17 protein-coding genes and 1 pseudogene are annotated in these 16,700 nt (G+C 66.0%); 8 read left to right on the forward strand and 10 right to left on the reverse strand.

All coding sequences use genetic code 11. The features are described 5' to 3' along the window. Together ACZYZ5_RS20605 and ACZYZ5_RS20610 are read right to left on the reverse strand one after the other, a co-directional pair. Positions 1–145: pseudogene (locus ACZYZ5_RS20605) on the reverse strand (LD-carboxypeptidase); the annotation flags it as partial. 183 nt (positions 146–328) lie between these two features. Continuing rightward, the gene (locus ACZYZ5_RS20610; protein WP_463904226.1) at positions 329–523 is read right to left on the reverse strand and encodes a hypothetical protein; all 195 of its coding nucleotides are present in this window, start codon (positions 521–523) and stop codon (positions 329–331) included. 258 nt (positions 524–781) lie between these two features. Between ACZYZ5_RS20610 and ACZYZ5_RS20615 the strand changes: the two genes are divergently transcribed. The 4 genes from ACZYZ5_RS20615 (at position 782) to ACZYZ5_RS20630 (ending at position 3,519) form a co-directional block, all read left to right on the forward strand. Continuing rightward, positions 782–1,159, forward strand: coding sequence for a hypothetical protein (locus ACZYZ5_RS20615; protein ID WP_463904228.1), 378 nt, complete (start codon positions 782–784; stop codon positions 1,157–1,159). 527 nt (positions 1,160–1,686) lie between these two features. Then, a complete protein-coding gene (locus ACZYZ5_RS20620) occupies positions 1,687–1,995 on the forward strand; it encodes a hypothetical protein (RefSeq protein WP_463904229.1) in 309 nt (102 codons plus the stop codon). A gap of 141 nt (positions 1,996–2,136) precedes the next feature. Beyond that, positions 2,137–2,895 carry a phosphotransferase gene (locus tag ACZYZ5_RS20625; protein WP_463904230.1) on the forward strand — a complete coding sequence of 253 codons (759 nt, stop codon included), beginning with the start codon at positions 2,137–2,139 and terminating at the stop codon, positions 2,893–2,895. A gap of 159 nt (positions 2,896–3,054) precedes the next feature. Further along, entirely contained in the window at positions 3,055–3,519 is a 465-nt protein-coding gene (locus tag ACZYZ5_RS20630) for a DUF4304 domain-containing protein (RefSeq protein WP_463904231.1), read from the forward strand. A 211-nt stretch (positions 3,520–3,730) separates the two neighbouring features. On the opposite strand, the gene ACZYZ5_RS20635 is transcribed toward ACZYZ5_RS20630, so the two are convergent. Further along, positions 3,731–4,108 (reverse strand): DUF6984 family protein, encoded by a 378-nt coding sequence (locus ACZYZ5_RS20635; RefSeq protein WP_463904232.1) that lies wholly within the window; start codon positions 4,106–4,108, stop codon positions 3,731–3,733. A 915-nt stretch (positions 4,109–5,023) separates the two neighbouring features. Continuing rightward, positions 5,024–6,925 (reverse strand): propionyl-CoA synthetase, encoded by a 1,902-nt coding sequence (locus ACZYZ5_RS20640; protein ID WP_463904254.1) that lies wholly within the window; start codon positions 6,923–6,925, stop codon positions 5,024–5,026. A gap of 175 nt (positions 6,926–7,100) precedes the next feature. Between ACZYZ5_RS20640 and ACZYZ5_RS20645 the strand changes: the two genes are divergently transcribed. From ACZYZ5_RS20645 to ACZYZ5_RS20660, 4 genes are all read left to right on the forward strand, one after another. Beyond that, a complete protein-coding gene (locus ACZYZ5_RS20645; protein WP_463904233.1) occupies positions 7,101–7,742 on the forward strand; it encodes a GntR family transcriptional regulator in 642 nt (213 codons plus the stop codon). A 30-nt stretch (positions 7,743–7,772) separates the two neighbouring features. Continuing rightward, positions 7,773–9,293 carry an MmgE/PrpD family protein gene (locus ACZYZ5_RS20650; protein ID WP_463904234.1) on the forward strand — a complete coding sequence of 507 codons (1,521 nt, stop codon included), beginning with the start codon at positions 7,773–7,775 and terminating at the stop codon, positions 9,291–9,293. After that, positions 9,294–10,196, forward strand: a complete 903-nt coding sequence (gene prpB / locus ACZYZ5_RS20655; protein ID WP_463904235.1) for a methylisocitrate lyase — start codon at positions 9,294–9,296, stop codon at positions 10,194–10,196. A 65-nt stretch (positions 10,197–10,261) separates the two neighbouring features. Continuing rightward, entirely contained in the window at positions 10,262–11,401 is a 1,140-nt protein-coding gene (locus ACZYZ5_RS20660) for a bifunctional 2-methylcitrate synthase/citrate synthase (RefSeq protein ID WP_463904236.1), read from the forward strand. Between the two features lie 74 nt (positions 11,402–11,475). Here the strand turns inward: ACZYZ5_RS20660 and ACZYZ5_RS20665 are convergent, their stop codons facing one another. From ACZYZ5_RS20665 to ACZYZ5_RS20690, 6 genes are all read right to left on the reverse strand, one after another. Continuing rightward, positions 11,476–12,381 (reverse strand): hypothetical protein, encoded by a 906-nt coding sequence (locus tag ACZYZ5_RS20665; protein ID WP_463904238.1) that lies wholly within the window; start codon positions 12,379–12,381, stop codon positions 11,476–11,478. A 28-nt stretch (positions 12,382–12,409) separates the two neighbouring features. After that, the gene (locus ACZYZ5_RS20670; RefSeq protein WP_463904239.1) at positions 12,410–13,912 is read right to left on the reverse strand and encodes a hypothetical protein; all 1,503 of its coding nucleotides are present in this window, start codon (positions 13,910–13,912) and stop codon (positions 12,410–12,412) included. Continuing rightward, a complete protein-coding gene (locus ACZYZ5_RS20675) occupies positions 13,905–14,429 on the reverse strand; it encodes an RNA polymerase sigma factor (protein ID WP_463904240.1) in 525 nt (174 codons plus the stop codon). Before ACZYZ5_RS20675 ends, ACZYZ5_RS20670 begins: the two co-directional genes overlap by 8 nt. Before the next feature lie 69 nt (positions 14,430–14,498). After that, a complete protein-coding gene (locus ACZYZ5_RS20680; protein WP_463904241.1) occupies positions 14,499–14,987 on the reverse strand; it encodes an 8-oxo-dGTP diphosphatase in 489 nt (162 codons plus the stop codon). A gap of 36 nt (positions 14,988–15,023) precedes the next feature. Beyond that, a complete protein-coding gene (gene xerD, locus ACZYZ5_RS20685; RefSeq protein WP_463904242.1) occupies positions 15,024–16,025 on the reverse strand; it encodes a site-specific tyrosine recombinase XerD in 1,002 nt (333 codons plus the stop codon). Then, the gene (locus tag ACZYZ5_RS20690; RefSeq protein WP_463904243.1) at positions 16,025–16,687 is read right to left on the reverse strand and encodes an NUDIX domain-containing protein; all 663 of its coding nucleotides are present in this window, start codon (positions 16,685–16,687) and stop codon (positions 16,025–16,027) included. Before ACZYZ5_RS20690 ends, xerD begins: the two co-directional genes overlap by 1 nt. Positions 16,688–16,700 lie beyond the last annotated feature (13 nt).

Genomic DNA, 16,700 nt, shown 5'->3' on the forward strand with positions numbered 1-16,700 from the left:
ACCCGGTAGCCGCGGTGAGCCGCCGCATCGCCTGTTCATGCACGGCAGGGGCGAGTCCAGGCGCCGCGAACGACGGGGAGAGAACCGCGACCCGATCGCCCGTTACGAGCTTCTGCGCGGACAAGTTCAGCAGCGAATGATCCATTCACTCATCGAACCAGATGGTGCACGGGTCGAGGCTACTTGGCGACCCGACGTGCCGGTGGAGGATCCTTCTACGCGACGCCTCTAGCTGTCAGCTGCCGCCAGCCATAGCTGACGCGTCTGCCGCAAAGTCAGCTTTCGGTAGGGCCAAGAGCGTAGCCACGGCGGCGGCGTGGCTACTCACTTAGATACTGGGATCTGAGGTACGAAGCGAAAGAAGGGCCCGGGCAGCGAAGGTAACACCGGCGAGCAAAAGTATGACCGCCGAGACGACGCTGTACCAAACGCCGTTGGAGTTCAATGCGATATACACGCCGACGAGAGAGAAAATAACTGCCCCCAGCGACCAAATGAGCGTTGCTCTCATGGTGTTATTCATGGCATCAGCGTAAGGGATGCATTGATTGGTAGAGCATTTGATCCCGTAAGGGGATCGTCTAACGGGCGGTCGCAACCTGGGGCCGGCTCACCGATGTCATTTTCCGAAGTCGTCTGCACGGAACGTCAAGAGTCCTCTGCACTACAGGAGCAGCTCATCTGGGGCGGGGCGGGTCGAGTAAGGATCCAGCGGGCCCGCCTGATTGGTGGTGCGGTTTGGCTAATTCGTTGGTGAGGCGTGCATGCCACAATGAGGCCCATGACTCGAATCCTCATGATCGGCATCCACGCGCGAGCCCTCGACTACAGCAAGCTGCCTCCTGGCCTCGACGAGGCCACGATGACCGAACGGATCGAAGCGGGGTTCGGGGCCACTACGGCCGCCGGCTTCGACGCCGTCAACTGCCTGATCGGCACCTCCCCGGTCGAGGCCGAAGCAGAGATTCGCTCGGCGTTCGGTCGTGATCGTTTCGGCCTCGTGATGATCGGGGGCGGCATCAGGATGCTCCCGGAGTACACAGAGCTCTTCGAACGCATCATCAACGTGTGCAATGCGGAATCGCCCGGAATCACCTTCTGCTTCAACACATCGCCCGAGACGACTCTGGACGCGTTGGAGCGTCACGCCCAGCCGTGAACGTCTGCGACGCGATCCGGTGCGTCGACTAGCCTCGGCGTTTCGTGTCGGCGGTCATGAGATGCGCCTCTGCTCACGTGCGGCTGCGATGTATTGGGAATAGGTGCTCGCCTTACGGGCACTGTTGCGACACGGAGCGACCAAAAAACGCCGCCACAGAGCGACCAACTCCACACGTGCAGTGTTTCGTGCAAAGGTCAGTGTCGGCGTTCCGCGAATTGGCGCGGCGTCAGGAGCCGCGGACGATGCGGTGTGGCCAGCGCACGACTACGACCGTTACTGGTCACGCTCACTCGCGGCGGCGCCCGGTAAAGGATCGACTTACGGGCACCAGGGGCACCAGGGGCGCCATTTAGCGCTGCAAAAATCCCGCCACTTATCGCTGCGATTCACATACATGGCCTCGGCCAGCACTGCGCGGAAAGTGGCGGCGGGCTTCCTCGGCACGGTGATCGACCGGCTTACGGGCGGCGGGTCCAGGGTCCGTCGCTGTGTGTGAGGGCTTGGCAACTGCATAGGATTTGTGAATGAGTCGCAATCAGCACAATGTGGAAGTTTTCCGAGACGAGATAATCGCCGCTGCCGCAGAGCTACGTGCTGTGGCCCGCGCAGAACAGGACAAGCAGCGGATAGAAGTTGCCGACTGGCTCGACGAACAGTTCATCGGTATCTCAGACCCGCGCGTTCTGCTTGAAGCAACGCGGAATGCTCTTACCTTGTACCAAGGCGGCATGGGGTCGTTCCAGGATGTCGGTAACGGGGCCTCGTCGCACGCGGTCAGTCGGCTGCGTAGTGCGCTGGTGCGTGGGCTCGATGCTGGCGTTCGCGACTCGTGAACGTGCTCGTGGCGGCTCAGTAGCGTCCGGTGATGGATCGGCTAACGGGGCACTCACTCCTTGCGGGACGACACCCCCGCACCCTGTTGCAAACCAGCTCATCCGGTTTGACGTCAGGGTTGCAGGCACTAGCCTGCAGGGATGTGCGATGAAGAGCAAGAACTGACCGGAGGCAACGCGTCAGGCCGCGTGGTGCGTTTAGGTGAGACCGTACGAAAGCCCTGGATTGGTAAAACGTCGGTCGTACAGAGCTATCTCGGCGCTCTCCGCGCGCGTGGAGTGGACGCCCCAAAGCCGCTTGGTTGCGACCAGCATGGGCGGCAGGTGGTTGAGTATGTCAGCGGCACTCTTGCGCTGGATAAATCACCGCTGGGGCTCGAGGACCTGCTGCGGGTAGGGAGAATGATTCGCCACATCCACGACGCCAGCGAATTAATACCGATTCCCGATCCGGACGGCTGGCAGATGCTGCTGCCAGCGGAGAATCCGAACCTGATGTGCCACAACGATCTCGCGCCCTGGAACCTCATCACGGGAGATCGGTGGGTCTTCATCGATTGGGACGGTGCTGGGCCGAGCACCCGGTTGTGGGATCTGGCATACGCCGCGCAGTCATTCGGCATGCTCTTTGAAGGGCAACCGGTGGAATCCGCTGCTGCGAGATTGCGCGCTCTGGTCGACGGCTACGGGGCCGACCTCGCGTTGCGCGAGGCGTTGCCGGCCACTATGGCGAAACGGGCCGCTGCGATGTTCGAACTTCTACGTTCCTCAAACGAGAGCGGATTCCAGCCGTGGGCCGAGATGTATGGGAACGGGCATGGGGAGCATTGGCTTGCCGCCGCTGACTATGTTGCCCGAAACCAAACAGCGTGGGAGCGAGCACTCTCGCAGTCGGAATAGAGCGTCCGCTCAACGTTCCTCAAACGGGGATCTCAAGACCCCCTTCGAGATTGCGATCCTAAAAGCCCATGGGTGCTGTGTCATGCCAACATGGGTCCTATTTCAGGCGGGAGGCGTCCCGGCCGAGCCTTGGACTGGAAGAGCGGTAGCCTACAACGCATGAGCATGCGCAACGTCATCCAGACGACCTTCGACGAGTTCGGCAGGTCTCTCGGAGGATCGAAGAAGTCCGGTTCGTGGTATGTCACGGGGCCTGAAGCCATCGCCGTCCTCAACCTCCAGAAGTCCCAATACGGTCCGCGTTACTACGTCAACGTCGGCCTTTGGCTCTTGGGCGTCGGCGCCGCAACAAACCCCCAGCTAATGCACTGTCACGTTCAGAGCCGTCTTGAGGCATTGGTCCGATCGGATCTCCGCCTGAATCTGGAGGCCTTGCTCGACCTTGATCAAGCAGTTGAAGACGAAGAGCGACGGACCCGACTGCTGGGTGTTCTCGCTGTCCAGCTTGAACCATTGATTGAGGCAGGCACGTCCTTGGGTGGTCTCGCAACCGAGGCGGGTCAGCGCTTCCTGACAAAATCACTGATCGACGGCGACGGGCAACGATTCCTCGCGCTCCGCTAGCTCATAAACGCACGGATTTCCCGCCGCCGGTGGCGTTCGCCGAGCGTTCCCCAATCGGAACCCGAGCCTCACACCCAGAGGTGGCGCAGGCGACTTCCAAACTGACAATCCCGTTCAGTGGGGGATAACCCACCTGGGCGTGCAAGTTCCAAGGAAATGGGATACTGCCGACGACCAAAAGAGAGCTTCGATTTTGAACAAACGTAGGTCGCTAGTCCATCTCCGCCGGATCGGAATGTATCTCCGCCGGATCGGAATGTATCTCCGCCTCGGATTCGGGTAGTCGGCGCCTTGGCGAAAAGTCAACTTTCCAACTGTCGAGTTCGAAGATCTCATCTTCCATGTCGAGGTAGATGGCAACCAGCACCGGAATACCGTCTACATCCTTGAACCAGCCTTCCGATAATGCTCGACCAAACACACGGTGTGGTTTTGCAGTGTCGAACAGAAGGCTCCCCATGCCTCCGTCGTGCATATCGGAAACCCGCAGGGATTCAACGTCGACTGCCTTCCACCTAGGCTCATACGCACGATCAAGCAAAGTCCGCATGATGAGGACTTCGCCAGGAAGAAGCGGTCTGTAGATCATCTCGAAATCCTACGTCCGCCGCTGAGGTGCTGTTCCCTGAGTGGCGGAGTCTAATGGGTGTCCCAATTCCAAGGACGTGGAACGCTGCCGCTGAATATGTCCCGCAGAGGATCCCCAAAAGAAATAGGTCAGGGCCTGTGCAAGGCTCGGCCCATGCCGGCATTGATTGGACGGAGAGCAGTGGGAAGCGTTGAATGGCCGTATGGCTGGGGGTGTTGGGGTGCTTGTGATTAAGCAGTTGCGGGTGGATGGCCGGCAGGTGCCGTGGAGTCTCACCCTCAGTGTGTTGTGCTGGCTCATTCCCGGTGTGTGGTCCGGCCTCGGCACGCTGATCCCACTATTGTTCGTGCCGCCCGAGTTAAGAGACACCGGTGGGTTCGGGTCTTGGACCCTTGCCGTTTTGGCCGGATACACAGTGGTCGTGATCGGCGTTCCCATTCTGATGCTTTACAGGTCTCGAGTGGCCAGAGGCCTCCTCACTCTTGTGGCCGCATGGTTTGCCGTCGCTGTCATCGCAGCCCCTTCCCTGGAACCTATGTGGGCCTTTATCCCCGTCGTAATCGGGACGGTACTGATGTGGCTTCCACCGACGAATCAGTACCTCCGAAAACGCATCGTCCTAGGAAACGGCGCTGCTCTATGAACGCTGACTGCGAGCTCGGCAACTAACTGTCCGTTCAGGGTTCCCCTTGGGGACATGTAGTGGGTCGTGCACACGCGTGTGGACATTCCGTGCAGACGACTTCGGAAACTTACGCTCCCCTACCGGGGAGAGCTGCGACAGCCGGAAAATAACCCGTCACTCAATGCAGACTTTCGCCGCTGCCGCCCGGCCCCGGCAGCGGAATCACGCCGTCGTAGCCGACGGGGGATCCAAAAGCCTGCCCAGCGTGACACGTCACCGCTATTCCGCAGCTACTCCCCCGCGGCGGCGGGCCGGAGCGTTCCGATGAGCTGGTCGATCACGCCGGCGTCCTCGATCGTCGAGGGCACCACGTAGTCCTCGCCGTCGGCAATCTGGCGCATGGTCTTGCGCAGGATCTTGCCGGAGCGGGTCTTGGGCAGGGCCTCCACCACGGTGACGTGCTTGAAGTCGGCCACGGCGCCGATGTCGCGCCGGACCAGCGCGATGAGGTCCTTGACCAGGATCTCCTCGGGCACATCGACCCCTGACTTCAGCACCACGTAGCCGCTGGGACGCTGGCCCTTCAACGGGTCCGCGAGTCCGATCACGGCACATTCGGCAACGGCCGGGTGCTGGCCGAGCACCTGTTCCATGGCGCCGGTGGACAGGCGGTGGCCGGCGACGTTAATGATGTCGTCGGTGCGGCCCATCACGAAGAGGTAGCCGTCCTCATCCCGGTAGCCGGAGTCGCCGGTGGCGTAGTAGCCCTCGAACGCCTGCAGGTACGAGGAGACGTAGCGTTCGTCGTTGCCCCAGAGCGTCGTCAGCGTGCCCGGCGGCAGCGGAAGCGCCAGGACGATGTTGCCCTCCGTCCCCGCCTCGACGTCCGTCCCCGCTCCGTCGACGATGTTCAGCTTGAAGCCGGGCATCGGCACACTGGGCGAGCCTGCCTTGATCGGCAGGCCGTCGAGCCCGCGCGGGTTGGCGCAGATGGCCCAGCCGGTCTCGGTCTGCCACCAGTGGTCGACGACCGGGACGCCCAGGGTCCGGGAGGCCCAGTGGAAGGTGTCGGTGTCGAGCCGTTCACCGGCGGCAAACAGGGTGCGCAGGCTGGAAATGTCGTACCCGCCGAGCAGGCCGGCCTCGGGGTCGGCCTTCCGGATGGCGCGCAGGGCGGTGGGCGCGGTGAACAGCACGTTGACGTTGTGGTCCTGGATGACGCGCCAGAACGCCCCGGCGTCGGGGGTGCCGACAGGCTTGCCTTCGTAGAGGACGGTCGTCGCGCCGGCCAGCAGCGGGCCGTAGACGATGTAGGAATGCCCCACCACCCAGCCGACGTCGGAGGCCGTCCACATCACGTCGCCGGGTCCGATGTCGTAAATGTTCTCCAGGGTCCAGCTGAGCGCCACGGCGTGGCCGCCGTTGTCCCGCACGACGCCCTTGGGGGCGCCGGTGGTTCCGGAGGTGTAGAGGATGTACAGCGGATCGGTGGCCTTGACGTCAACCGGCGCGGCGGGCGTGGCGGAGGCCATCTCGGTGTCCCAGTCCAGCCAGCCGGCGTGGTCGGCGACCGAGGTGGCGAAGCCGTCGCGCGCCTTCACCAGGACGGGGGTGTCCGGCACCCCGGCCAGGCCGAGGGCTTCCCCGACGGCGGAGAGGTACTCGATCCGGCGCGAGGGTTCGATACCGCCGGAGGCCGTGACCACCGCGGCGGGGGCGGCGTCGCGGATGCGGGCGGCGAGTTCCTTGGGGGCGAAGCCGCCGAAGACGACGGAGTGCACGGCGCCGAGTCGGGCGGTGGCGAGCATCGCGATGGCCGCCTCGGGGATCATCGGCATGTAGATCACAACCCGGTCGCCCTTGCCCACGCCGTGGCTGCGCAGGACTCCGGCGAACCGGGCGACGAGGTCCGTGAGCTCCGCATAGCTGAAGCGCTGCTGCGTGCCGAGCATGGCGGAGTCGTAGATCAGGGCGTCCTGCCCGCCCCTCCCCTCCTCCACGTGGCGGTCCAGCGCGTTGTAGGACGTGTTGAGCACCCCATCGGGGAACCAGTCGTACAGCGGCTTCCGGCCGGAATCGAGGGCACGCTGGGGTGGAGTGGTCCACGAGATCTTTGCTGCGGCTTCCAGCCAGAATGCTTCGGGCGTATCCAGGCTGCGTGCGTAGCTGTCCCGGTAATTCTTGCTAACCATGAAAATGAGTCCCGTCCACGACGATGTGATGGTGCTCATGGTAGCCGTGTCCGGGCTCACGGCACAAGGCTTATGTATACAAAGCTGCCACCGCTCAACCCAATTCAGGGCAAATGCTGGGCAAACCGAGCATCCGTGTATACACTGGACATCGTCAGCCAACGAAGGAGTCAGGATGCGCGCCAGCGACAAGGCCTATGCGGCCCTGCGCGACGACATCATCGAGTGGCGTCTGGCGCCCGGGACGGTGCTCGCCGAAGTGGAGCAGTCCGAGCGGCTCGGCATCTCCCGCACCCCGCTGCGGGAGGCCCTGAGCCGGCTCACCGCGGAGGGCCTGACGACGACGGCGGGCGGCCGCGGCGTCGTCGTCACCGACATCTCACTCGAGGACATCGACGAACTCTTCGAGCTGCGCGAAACCCTCGAGGGCAAGGCAGCGGCGCTGGCCGCCGAACGCGGCGACGCCGCCACCTTCGAACAGCTCCGCAACGAACTGTGCCAGGCCCCCTCGCTGATCAGCGCCGGGGATCCGGCCCGGCACGAATACTACGGGCTGGTCGGAAGGCTGGACACCGCCATCGACGCCGCGATCCACAACTCCTACCTCGCCCAGGCGATGCGCAGCCTGCGCGTCCACCTCGTCCGGGTCCGCCGGCTGGCGGCCGACGACGCCGAACGGCTCACGGCCGCTGCCGCCGAACATGCCGCCATCGCCGAGGCGATCGCCGCCGGCAACCCCCGACTGGCGGAGGCCGCCACCACACTCCACCTGCACCGCAGCCTTTCCCACGTCAAAGCCACGCACACACCGCAATAGCACGCATCCACCGCACTAAAAAGGAGCACCATGGTCAAGGAACACCACGTCCGCGTTTACAAGAGCGAGGAAAACCTGCCCCGCGAGGACCAGCTCGCGTTCAAGATCGCCCAGGTGGCCGCCGATCCCGTCGCCGTCTCCGCCGAGGTCACCGACATGGTGATCAACCGGGTGATCGACAACGCCTCGGTGGCGATTGCCTCGCTGAACCGTGCACCGATCGTCGCGGCCCGCGCGCAGGCCCTGACCCACGGCCCGACCACCGGCGGCAAGGGCTCGAAGGTCTTCGGTATCGAAGAGCGGGTCGCCCCCGAGTGGGCTGCCTGGGCCAACGGCGTGGCCGTCCGTGAGCTCGACTACCACGACACCTTCCTCGCCGCGGACTACTCCCACCCGGGCGACAACATTCCTCCGATCCTCGCCGTCGCCCAGCACGTGGGTTCCAGCGGCCAGGACCTGATCCGCGGCATCGCCACCGGCTATGAGATACAGGTCAACCTGGTCAAGGCCATCTGCCTGCACAAGCACAAGATCGACCATGTCGCGCACCTCGGCCCCTCCGCCGCCGCCGGCATCGGCACCCTGCTGGGTCTCGACGTCGAGACCATCTTCCAGTCCATCGGCCAGGCCCTGCACACCACCACCGCCACCCGGCAGTCCCGCAAGGGCGAGATCTCCACCTGGAAGGCGCACGCCCCCGCGTTTGCCGGCAAGATGGCCGTCGAGTCCGCGGACCGGGCCATGCGCGGCCAGACCTCCCCCGTGCCGATCTACGAAGGCGAGGACGGCGTCATCGCCTGGATGCTGGACGGCCCCGACGCCTCCTACACCGTACCGCTGCCGACACCGGGCGAGACGAAGCGCGCCATTATGGACACCTACACCAAGGAGCACTCGGCCGAGTACCAGGCCCAAGCGTGGATCGACCTGGCGCGCAAGCTCCACGGCGGGCACCCGGAGGTCACGGACCCGGCCAACGTGGAGTCCGTGCTGATCAAGACCAGCCACCACACGCACTACGTGATCGGTTCCGGCGCCAACGATCCGCAGAAGTACAGCCCCACGGCCAGCCGCGAAACTCTGGACCACTCCATCCCGTACATTTTCACGGTCGCCCTGCAGGACGGCGCCTGGCACCACGTCGATTCCTACGCCCCGGAGCGCGCCACGCGCCCGGACACCGTGGAACTGTGGCACAAGGTCACCACCGTCGAAGACCCGGAATGGACCCGCCGCTACCACTCCCTGGACATCGCGGAGAAGGCCTTCGGCGGGACCGTTGTCATCACGCTCAAGGACGGCACGGTCATCACCGACCAGATCGCGGTCGCCGACGCCCACCCGCTGGGTGCCCGGCCGTTCGCACGGGAGCAGTACGTGAACAAGTTCCGCACCCTCGCCGCCGGCCTCGTCGCCGAAGCGGAAATCGAACGCTTCCTGGCCGCCGCTGCCCGCTTGCCCGAGCTGGCTGCCGGTGAGCTGGACCAGCTCAACATCCAGGCCGCCGACGGCGTGATCGACCTGGCCGCCGCACCGAAGGGACTCTTCTAAATGCTGTATTCGAAGGTCACCCCGGAGCAGAAACGGGTCCGCTTCCGCGAGCTCCTGGCCTCCGGGACGATCCAGCAGTTCCCGGGCGCGTTCAACCCGCTCTCGGCGCGGCTGATCGAGGAAAAGGGCTTCGCCGGGGTCTACATCTCCGGCGCCGTCCTGGCTAATGACCTGGGCCTGCCCGACATCGGGCTGACCACGCTCACCGAGGTGGCCACCCGCGCCGGGCAGATCGCCCGGATGACGGACCTGCCCAGCATCGTCGACGCCGACACCGGCTTCGGCGAGCCGATGAACGTGGCCCGCTCGGTCCAGGAGCTCGAGAACGCCGGTCTCGCCGGCCTGCACATCGAGGACCAGTTCAACCCGAAGCGCTGCGGCCACCTCGACGGCAAGAACGTGGTGGACCTGGACACGGCCACCAAGCGCATCCGCGCGGCGGCCGATGCCCGGCGCGACCCGAACTTCCTGATCATGGCGCGGACCGACATCCGTGCCACGGACGGTCTGAAGGCTACGCAGGACCGCGCCAGGGCGCTCGTGGAGGCCGGGGCGGACGCCATCTTCCCGGAGGCCATGAAGGACCTCAGCGAGTTCCAGGCGATCCGTGACGCCGTCGACGTGCCGATCCTGGCCAACATGACCGAGTTCGGCCAGAGCGCCCTGTTCACGGTGGAGCAGCTCGCCGGCGTCGGCGTCAACATGATCATCTATCCGGTGACGCTGCTCCGTAGTGCCATGGGCGCTGCGGAGCGTACGCTGGAATCGATCAAGGCTGACGGTACCCAGGAGGCCCAGGTCGGGAACATGCTGACCCGGGCGCGTTTGTATGACCTCGTGGATTACGAGGCGTACAACAGCTTCGATACCGGGGTCTTCAATTTCCAGATCCCGGGTCAATAAGCCCCCCGCATCCGACTTCCGGCTCCGGCCGGTTCAACAGGCGACAGGAACAAAGGAGTTTCAGCATGGCTGAACAAGAAATCAAAAAGGGCCTCGCCGGCGTCGTGGTGGATTACACCGCGGTCTCCAAGGTGAACCCGGACACCAATTCACTGCTGTACCGCGGCTACCCCGTGCAGGAACTGGCCGCCGCGTGCAGCTTCGAGGAAGTCGCCTACCTGCTCTGGAACGGCGAACTGCCGGACCCGGAGCAGCTGGCGGAGTTCACGGCCCGGGAACGCGCCGGGCGCCCGCTGGACCCCGTGGTCAAGCAGGTCATCGACGCGCTGCCGACCACCTCGCATCCGATGGACGTCTGCCGGACGGCTGCCTCCGTGATGGGTGCCCGGCACCCGCTCGCCGAGGACTCCTCCCGCGAGGCGAACATGGCCAAGGCCGTGGACCTGTTCGCCGCGATGCCGGCGGTGGTGTCCTACGACCAGCGCCGCCGTCACGGCCAGGACGCCGTGGAGCCGCGCGAGGACCTGGGCTACTCCGCCAACTTCCTCTGGATGGCCTTTGGCGAGGAGCCGGTCCAGGAGGTCGTCGAGGCGTTCAACGTCTCGATGATCCTGTACGCCGAGCACTCCTTCAACGCCTCGACGTTCACCGCCCGGGTGATCACCTCGACGCTCTCGGACCTGCATTCGGCCGTGACCGGGGCGATCGGCGCGCTGAAGGGCCCGCTGCACGGCGGCGCGAACGAGGCCGTCATGCACACCTTCGACGAGATCGGCATCCGTCCGGAGGAGTCGCTGGAGGAGGCTCACACCCGGGCCAAGGTGTGGATGGAGGACGCCCTGGCGCACAAGAAGAAGGTCATGGGCTTCGGCCACCGTGTCTACAAGCACGGCGATTCCCGGGTGCCCACCATGAAGGCGGCCCTGGACAAGATGATCGCGTACTACGGCCGGCCGGAACTGCTGGGGCTGTACAACGGCCTTGAGTCGGCAATGGACGAGGCCAAGGCCATTAAGCCCAACCTCGACTACCCGGCCGGTCCCACGTACCACCTGATGGGTTTCGACACCGCGACCTTCACGCCGCTGTTCGTCGCCAGCCGCATTACCGGCTGGACCGCGCACATCATGGAGCAGCTGGACTCGAATTCCCTGATCCGCCCGCTGAGCGAATACAACGGCGTCGAGGAACGGCACCTGGCCTAGCGTCGGTTCCTGCAGCACGCACGACGGCGGGCCGGTGACCTCTGGGAGGTGGCCGGCCCGTCTGTCGTTGGCTGCTAGGCCTTGATGTCCAGGCTGAGGATCAGGGCCTTGAGCTTCCGGTACTCCGGAGTCAGCATGTGGTCCCTGGCTTCGGCCATCGAGTTGAAGATGGGGTCATCGTGCGCCGGACTCTGGGCCGCCCGGTCTGCGAAGGACAGCGCGCCCTTGGGCGCACCTGTGACGAGGGAGTACATGAGGCAGCTGTCCGTCAGCTGCCCGCTCACGTTGTCGACGAGCCCGATTTGGTAGGCGAAGGCTCCGCCGTCGGCCCGCATATCGAGGACGCGGTAGGAAAACCGCACGCCGGCCGCCGCAGCCCACGGCCCGTCCAGGGCGGGCGCCGTATCCAGCTCCGTCATGGGATAGGGACCCGGGCCGCACGCGCCGCCCACCCCGCCGCCGGCACCGTGGTAGAGCTCCGCAACCTGCATCCGGGCCTCGTTGAAGACTATGACGCGGGTTCCCGGGCTGTCGCCGGATCCGGCGGTGAACTCCTCCGCCGTCCAGCCGTCGGGCAGATCGAAGGAGGCTCCGGCTGAGGCGCTGACGTAGCGCCCGCTCGCGGGACCGGCGACGCTTCCCCCTGTTGCCGGGGACGTGGCCGGGGAGGGTGCCGGGGATGTTGCCGCGGCGCTCTGCGGGACGGTTGGGCTCGCCGAAGGTGTCGCGCTCGGCTCTGAAGCCGGCGACGCCGGCGCGGTGGGAGCCGTCACGCCGCCGGCCGGTCCGGCCGGCGCCGGCGCGGAGGTGAGGTTCCCGGCCACAAGCACCCCGGCGGTAACGGCGGCCGCGGCGATGGCCGCGATCGCAGCCAGCCACGGCCACCGGCGGCGCGTGGCTGCGGGTGTTGTGGAATCCCACGGCGTTCCGTCGTCGCTGAATGTTGCCGTCCCCGTGGTGTTGTCCCTGGTTGTATCCATGTCATATCCCCAATGTGTCGATTGCCGTTTAGCCGTTGATCTTCAGTGACATCACAATGCGCTTGAGCGTTGCGAACTCGGCCGTTTCCATGTAGCGGCGTGCATCCTCGAGGGACTGGAACTTCAGGTCCGACGCGTCGCCGGTGTTGTAGTTCTGGGCGAAGAAGTACTCTCCGGAGGGCAGGCCGCTGACGACGTTCTGCGGGTCGCAGGTGGTTCCATCCACTCCCCAGCTCTCATCCGCAATGCCCAGGTTGCCGACAAACGGGACCGCCGGCTTTCCGAGCTGGCTGACGTCCCACACCCGGAAGATGAACCGGGGGCCGATGGCCCGCTCGCCCTGCCTGTTGGACGGGAAGTTCATGGCCGCACTGTCCAGCACGGTGAAGGCCGTGCACGGGGAAATGAGGTTCGGGCGGTTGCGCGTCTGGTTGAAACCCAGGGTCAGCAGCACGCGGCCGTTCTCGTCGGTCACGTCGGTGTAGCGGCCGCCTTCGCGGCTGGCCACCTGCCAGTTGTCCGGGTAGTCAAAGCTGCCCAGCCCGTTGGCGCTGGTGTGGTTTTTCCAGACCGGCGGCTTCGTGACGGACCTGAGTTCCAGCGAAATGAGCATGCGCTTCACATCCTGGTACTCCTGCGTGGCCATGTAGGCCTTCGCCTCGGCCACGGACCGGAACGTCAGCGGCGCGTCCCGGCCATCGGCCGTCAGGACCTGGCCTGTCCCGAACGTGATGGCCGGCACGCCCTCCGGGGTCCGGACCGAGGACAGCAGCTGGCCGGCTTTCCCCGACGCCGGCACGCCGCTCGAGTCGACCGTCAGCGCACCGTAGACCGCCGCTCCTTCGAGGATGCGGAACTTGAACTGGGTCGGGCCGGTCCGGGCGCCGCCGGAGGCTGCCTGCGGGATGTCCAGGGTCACGGCGTCGAGGGTCTGGTAGGACACCGCCGGCGCTCCGGTTCCGGATGCCTGCGGGATGGTGCGCAGCCGGGCGACCGGTTTCCCGGCCGCGTTCGTGACGGCGATGTCGCTGGTCCAATAGCCCAGTCCCGTCTCCGCCGTCAGCAGGGACTCGGCCACCCGCCAGTCCACAGGATGTTCGAACGTGGCCTGTCCGCTGGAGTCGGTGAACGTGGTCCAGGCGGTCGGGGCCGGCGGCGGCGCGGGGGCGGCGCTCGGTGTGGCGCTGAGGGTCGCGGTCGGCGTCGCCGAGGGGCTGGCGGGGGCCGGGGAGTCCGTGGCCACAACGCTGCTCGCCGGTTCCGGCGCCGTGCTGAGCGCGCCGAGGTTCGTGGCGACCAGGACGCCCGCGGCCACGGCTGCCACCGCGATCGTCAGGGCCCCGGCGATCCGGGAACGCCGGCGTCGGCGGACCTCATCCAGGGGGGCAACACCGGCCAGACCGGTGTCGCTGAATGCGGCCGGTTCGGTGAGCATCCGGTGCAGGGCCGCTTCGCCATCGGGCACGGACGGATCGTTGTGCACGGGGTCCGTGGCGGAAATTCTGTTCTTGATCGGATCCATTTCAGGCACCCATCTTCTGTGTGGTCGCTTCAGCCATGATCGATTCGGCACCGAGCGGCATGTGCTTTCGGAAGGCAGCCCGTGCCCGGTGCAGGCGGACCTTGGCTGCGGATTCACTGCATTGCAGGACACCGGCGATTTCCGCGATGCTCAGTTCGTCCCAGTACGCGAGCTGGAGGATATCCCGGTCCTTGTCCCGCAATTGCGCCATGGCATCCTGGACGGCGACGTTGTCGGAGTCCTCGCCGCCCCTGACCACGGCGGCGGCCCTGAGCTTGTCCCTCAGCGCCTGCTGGCGGTCCCGGCTCCGGTAGGCGTTGCCCACCAGGTTGCGGGCCACGGTCAGCAGCCAGGCCATGTCGGACCGCGGCTCCTCGCCCCACTTCTGCCACACCACCCGGAAAACGTCCGCGGCCAGCTCCTCCGCTATCTCGGCCGATTCCACCCGCCGTCGCACAAAGCGGTAGACCCGCGGATAGCTGTCTTTGTGAATGGCGATAAACGCCAGTTCGCGCTCGGAAAGCACGATCTCCCCCTGAAAAGTAGTGTCCTGAGCTGCAGGCTACCTGTGTTGTTTCCGGCCGGTGCCCCGGGGTTACATTTCCCCGGAAAGTCTTTCGACCGATGCCACACTCTCGTTGTCCTCGTTCAGGACAACCACGACGTCGTGCACCTCGCCGGCCAGGGCGGCCGGCAGCCAGTGCTCCGCGTCCTGCCACATCAAATGCAGTGGCAGCGCCCCGGTATCGAACCATTCGGGCGTGATCTCGGGGCTTTCCGCCGGCTCGCCCTCCCAGCGCCGCGTGGTGAAGAGCCGGCAGGACATGTTCCACTCGGGGCGGGTCGGGAAGAGGAACTCGACGACGCCGGCGTCGGCCAGGTCCTCCTGCCGGACGATGACTCCGGCCTCTTCCCAGACTTCGCGGACGACGGCTTCGGCGTCGCTCTCCCCCGGTTCAACGTGGCCGCCAATGCCCACGATCTTGCCCGTGCCGAATCCGGTCCGCTTCAGTCCCAGCAGCACTTCGGTGCGGGAGCCTGCATCACGGAGCAGGAAACAAAGGGTGACAGGAGCGGAGGCCATGACGCCTAGCCTAGCGGCGCGCGGCGCTCCTGCGGCTCAGCCCAGGGCCCGGGGATGCGCGGCGGCGTAGATCTCCCGCAGGGTGTCCGCCGTGACCAGGGTGTACACCTGCGTGGTGGTGACCGAGGCATGGCCCAGCAGCTCCTGGACGACCCTGACGTCGGCCCCGCCTTCGAGCAGGTGGGTGGCGAAGGAATGCCGCAGGGTGTGCGGCGAGACGTCCTTGGTGATGTGGGCCTTTTCCGCGGCGGTCTTGAGGATGGTCCAGGCGCTCTGCCGGCTGATCCGTCCGCCACGGGCGTTCAGAAACAGGGCCGGGGTCCCCTTGCCCTTGGCGGACAGCAGCGGCCGGCCGCGGACCAGGTAGGCGTCCAGGGCGCGGGCGCCGAAGGATCCCAGCGGGACGAGCCGTTCCTTGGATCCCTTGCCGAAGAGCCGGACGATCGCGGGCCCGGCTTCCCGGTCGCCGGGCGGGTGCAGGGAGATGTCGTCGACGTCGAGGCCCACGGCTTCGCTGATCCGGGCGCCGGTGGAATACAGGAACTCCAGCAGGGCCCGGTCCCGCAGCCCGGTGGCGGTGTCCGTTCCGACTGCCTCCAGGATCCTGGTGACCTCGTCGACGCTGATGGCCTTGGGCAGGCGTTTGCCGGGCATCGGCGGATGGACGTCGCTGGCGGGGTCGGTGGGGGTCACGCCTTCCAGGGCCCAGAACTTGTGCAGCCCGCGCACGGCCACCACTGTCCGGGCTGCCGACCGGATGCCCAGGGCCGAGCCGCCGTCGGACCCGTCGGAGAGCGCCTGGACGAAGCCCGTGACGTCGTGCCGGGTGATCGCGGCGGGGCGTTGGCGGCCTGTGTGGGCCAGGTGCCTGGCGTAGCGGGCCAGGTCCCGCCGGTAGGCGGAAAGGGTGTTGGCCGCGAGGCCCCGTTCCACGCCCATGTGCTGCAGGTAGTCCGTTATGGCGCGGTCTATCGCTGTCAGCGGCGGGGCCGGGGGCCGGGCGGGCGCCTCAGGCTCGGCTGTCAGCGGTTCCACCATCAACGCTGGCTGGGATGCGCGGGCCACGGCGCGTTGCCCGGGCGGAGGCTCGTGAAGCCGTCGGCACGGGCGGCTGCGGCGGCGAGGACTCCGACGACGGCGGACGGGTTGTGCAGGCGCCCCTCCAGCACAGCCTCAACGGCCGCGTCCAACGGGATCCAGTGCAACTCGATTTCGGCTTCCTCGTCGGTGCGGACGTGGAGTTCGTGGCCGGGCACGTCGCTCAGGTCCCGGGCGAGGTAGATGCGGATGGCCTCGCTGGATGACCCGGGGGAATTGAAGAAATCGGCCAGCACGTTCCACCGGCCGGCGATGAGGTCGGCCTCTTCGGCGAGTTCCCGGGCCGCGCCGGCCACGAAGTCCTCGCCTTCGACATCGAGCAGCCCGGCCGGGATTTCCCACAGGTCCATGCCGACGGGGTGCCGGTACTGCTTGATCAGCAGCACTTCGCCGTCGTCGTTCATCGGGAGGACAGCCACGGCTCCGGGATGCGCGATGTAGTCGCGGACGAGCGGGTCGCCGCCGTCGTCGAGCTGGAACCTGTCACTGACCACGTCCCAGATCCGGCCTTCGTAGACCGTCCGGGACGACAAAAGACGGCGCGGGCTCGGCTCGTCCGAAACCTGCCGTGCAGCATGGGGGGTTTCAGGGATACCGGGCATCGCGCCGTCCTTT

Source organism: Pseudarthrobacter ribosi, from assembly GCF_055412865.1.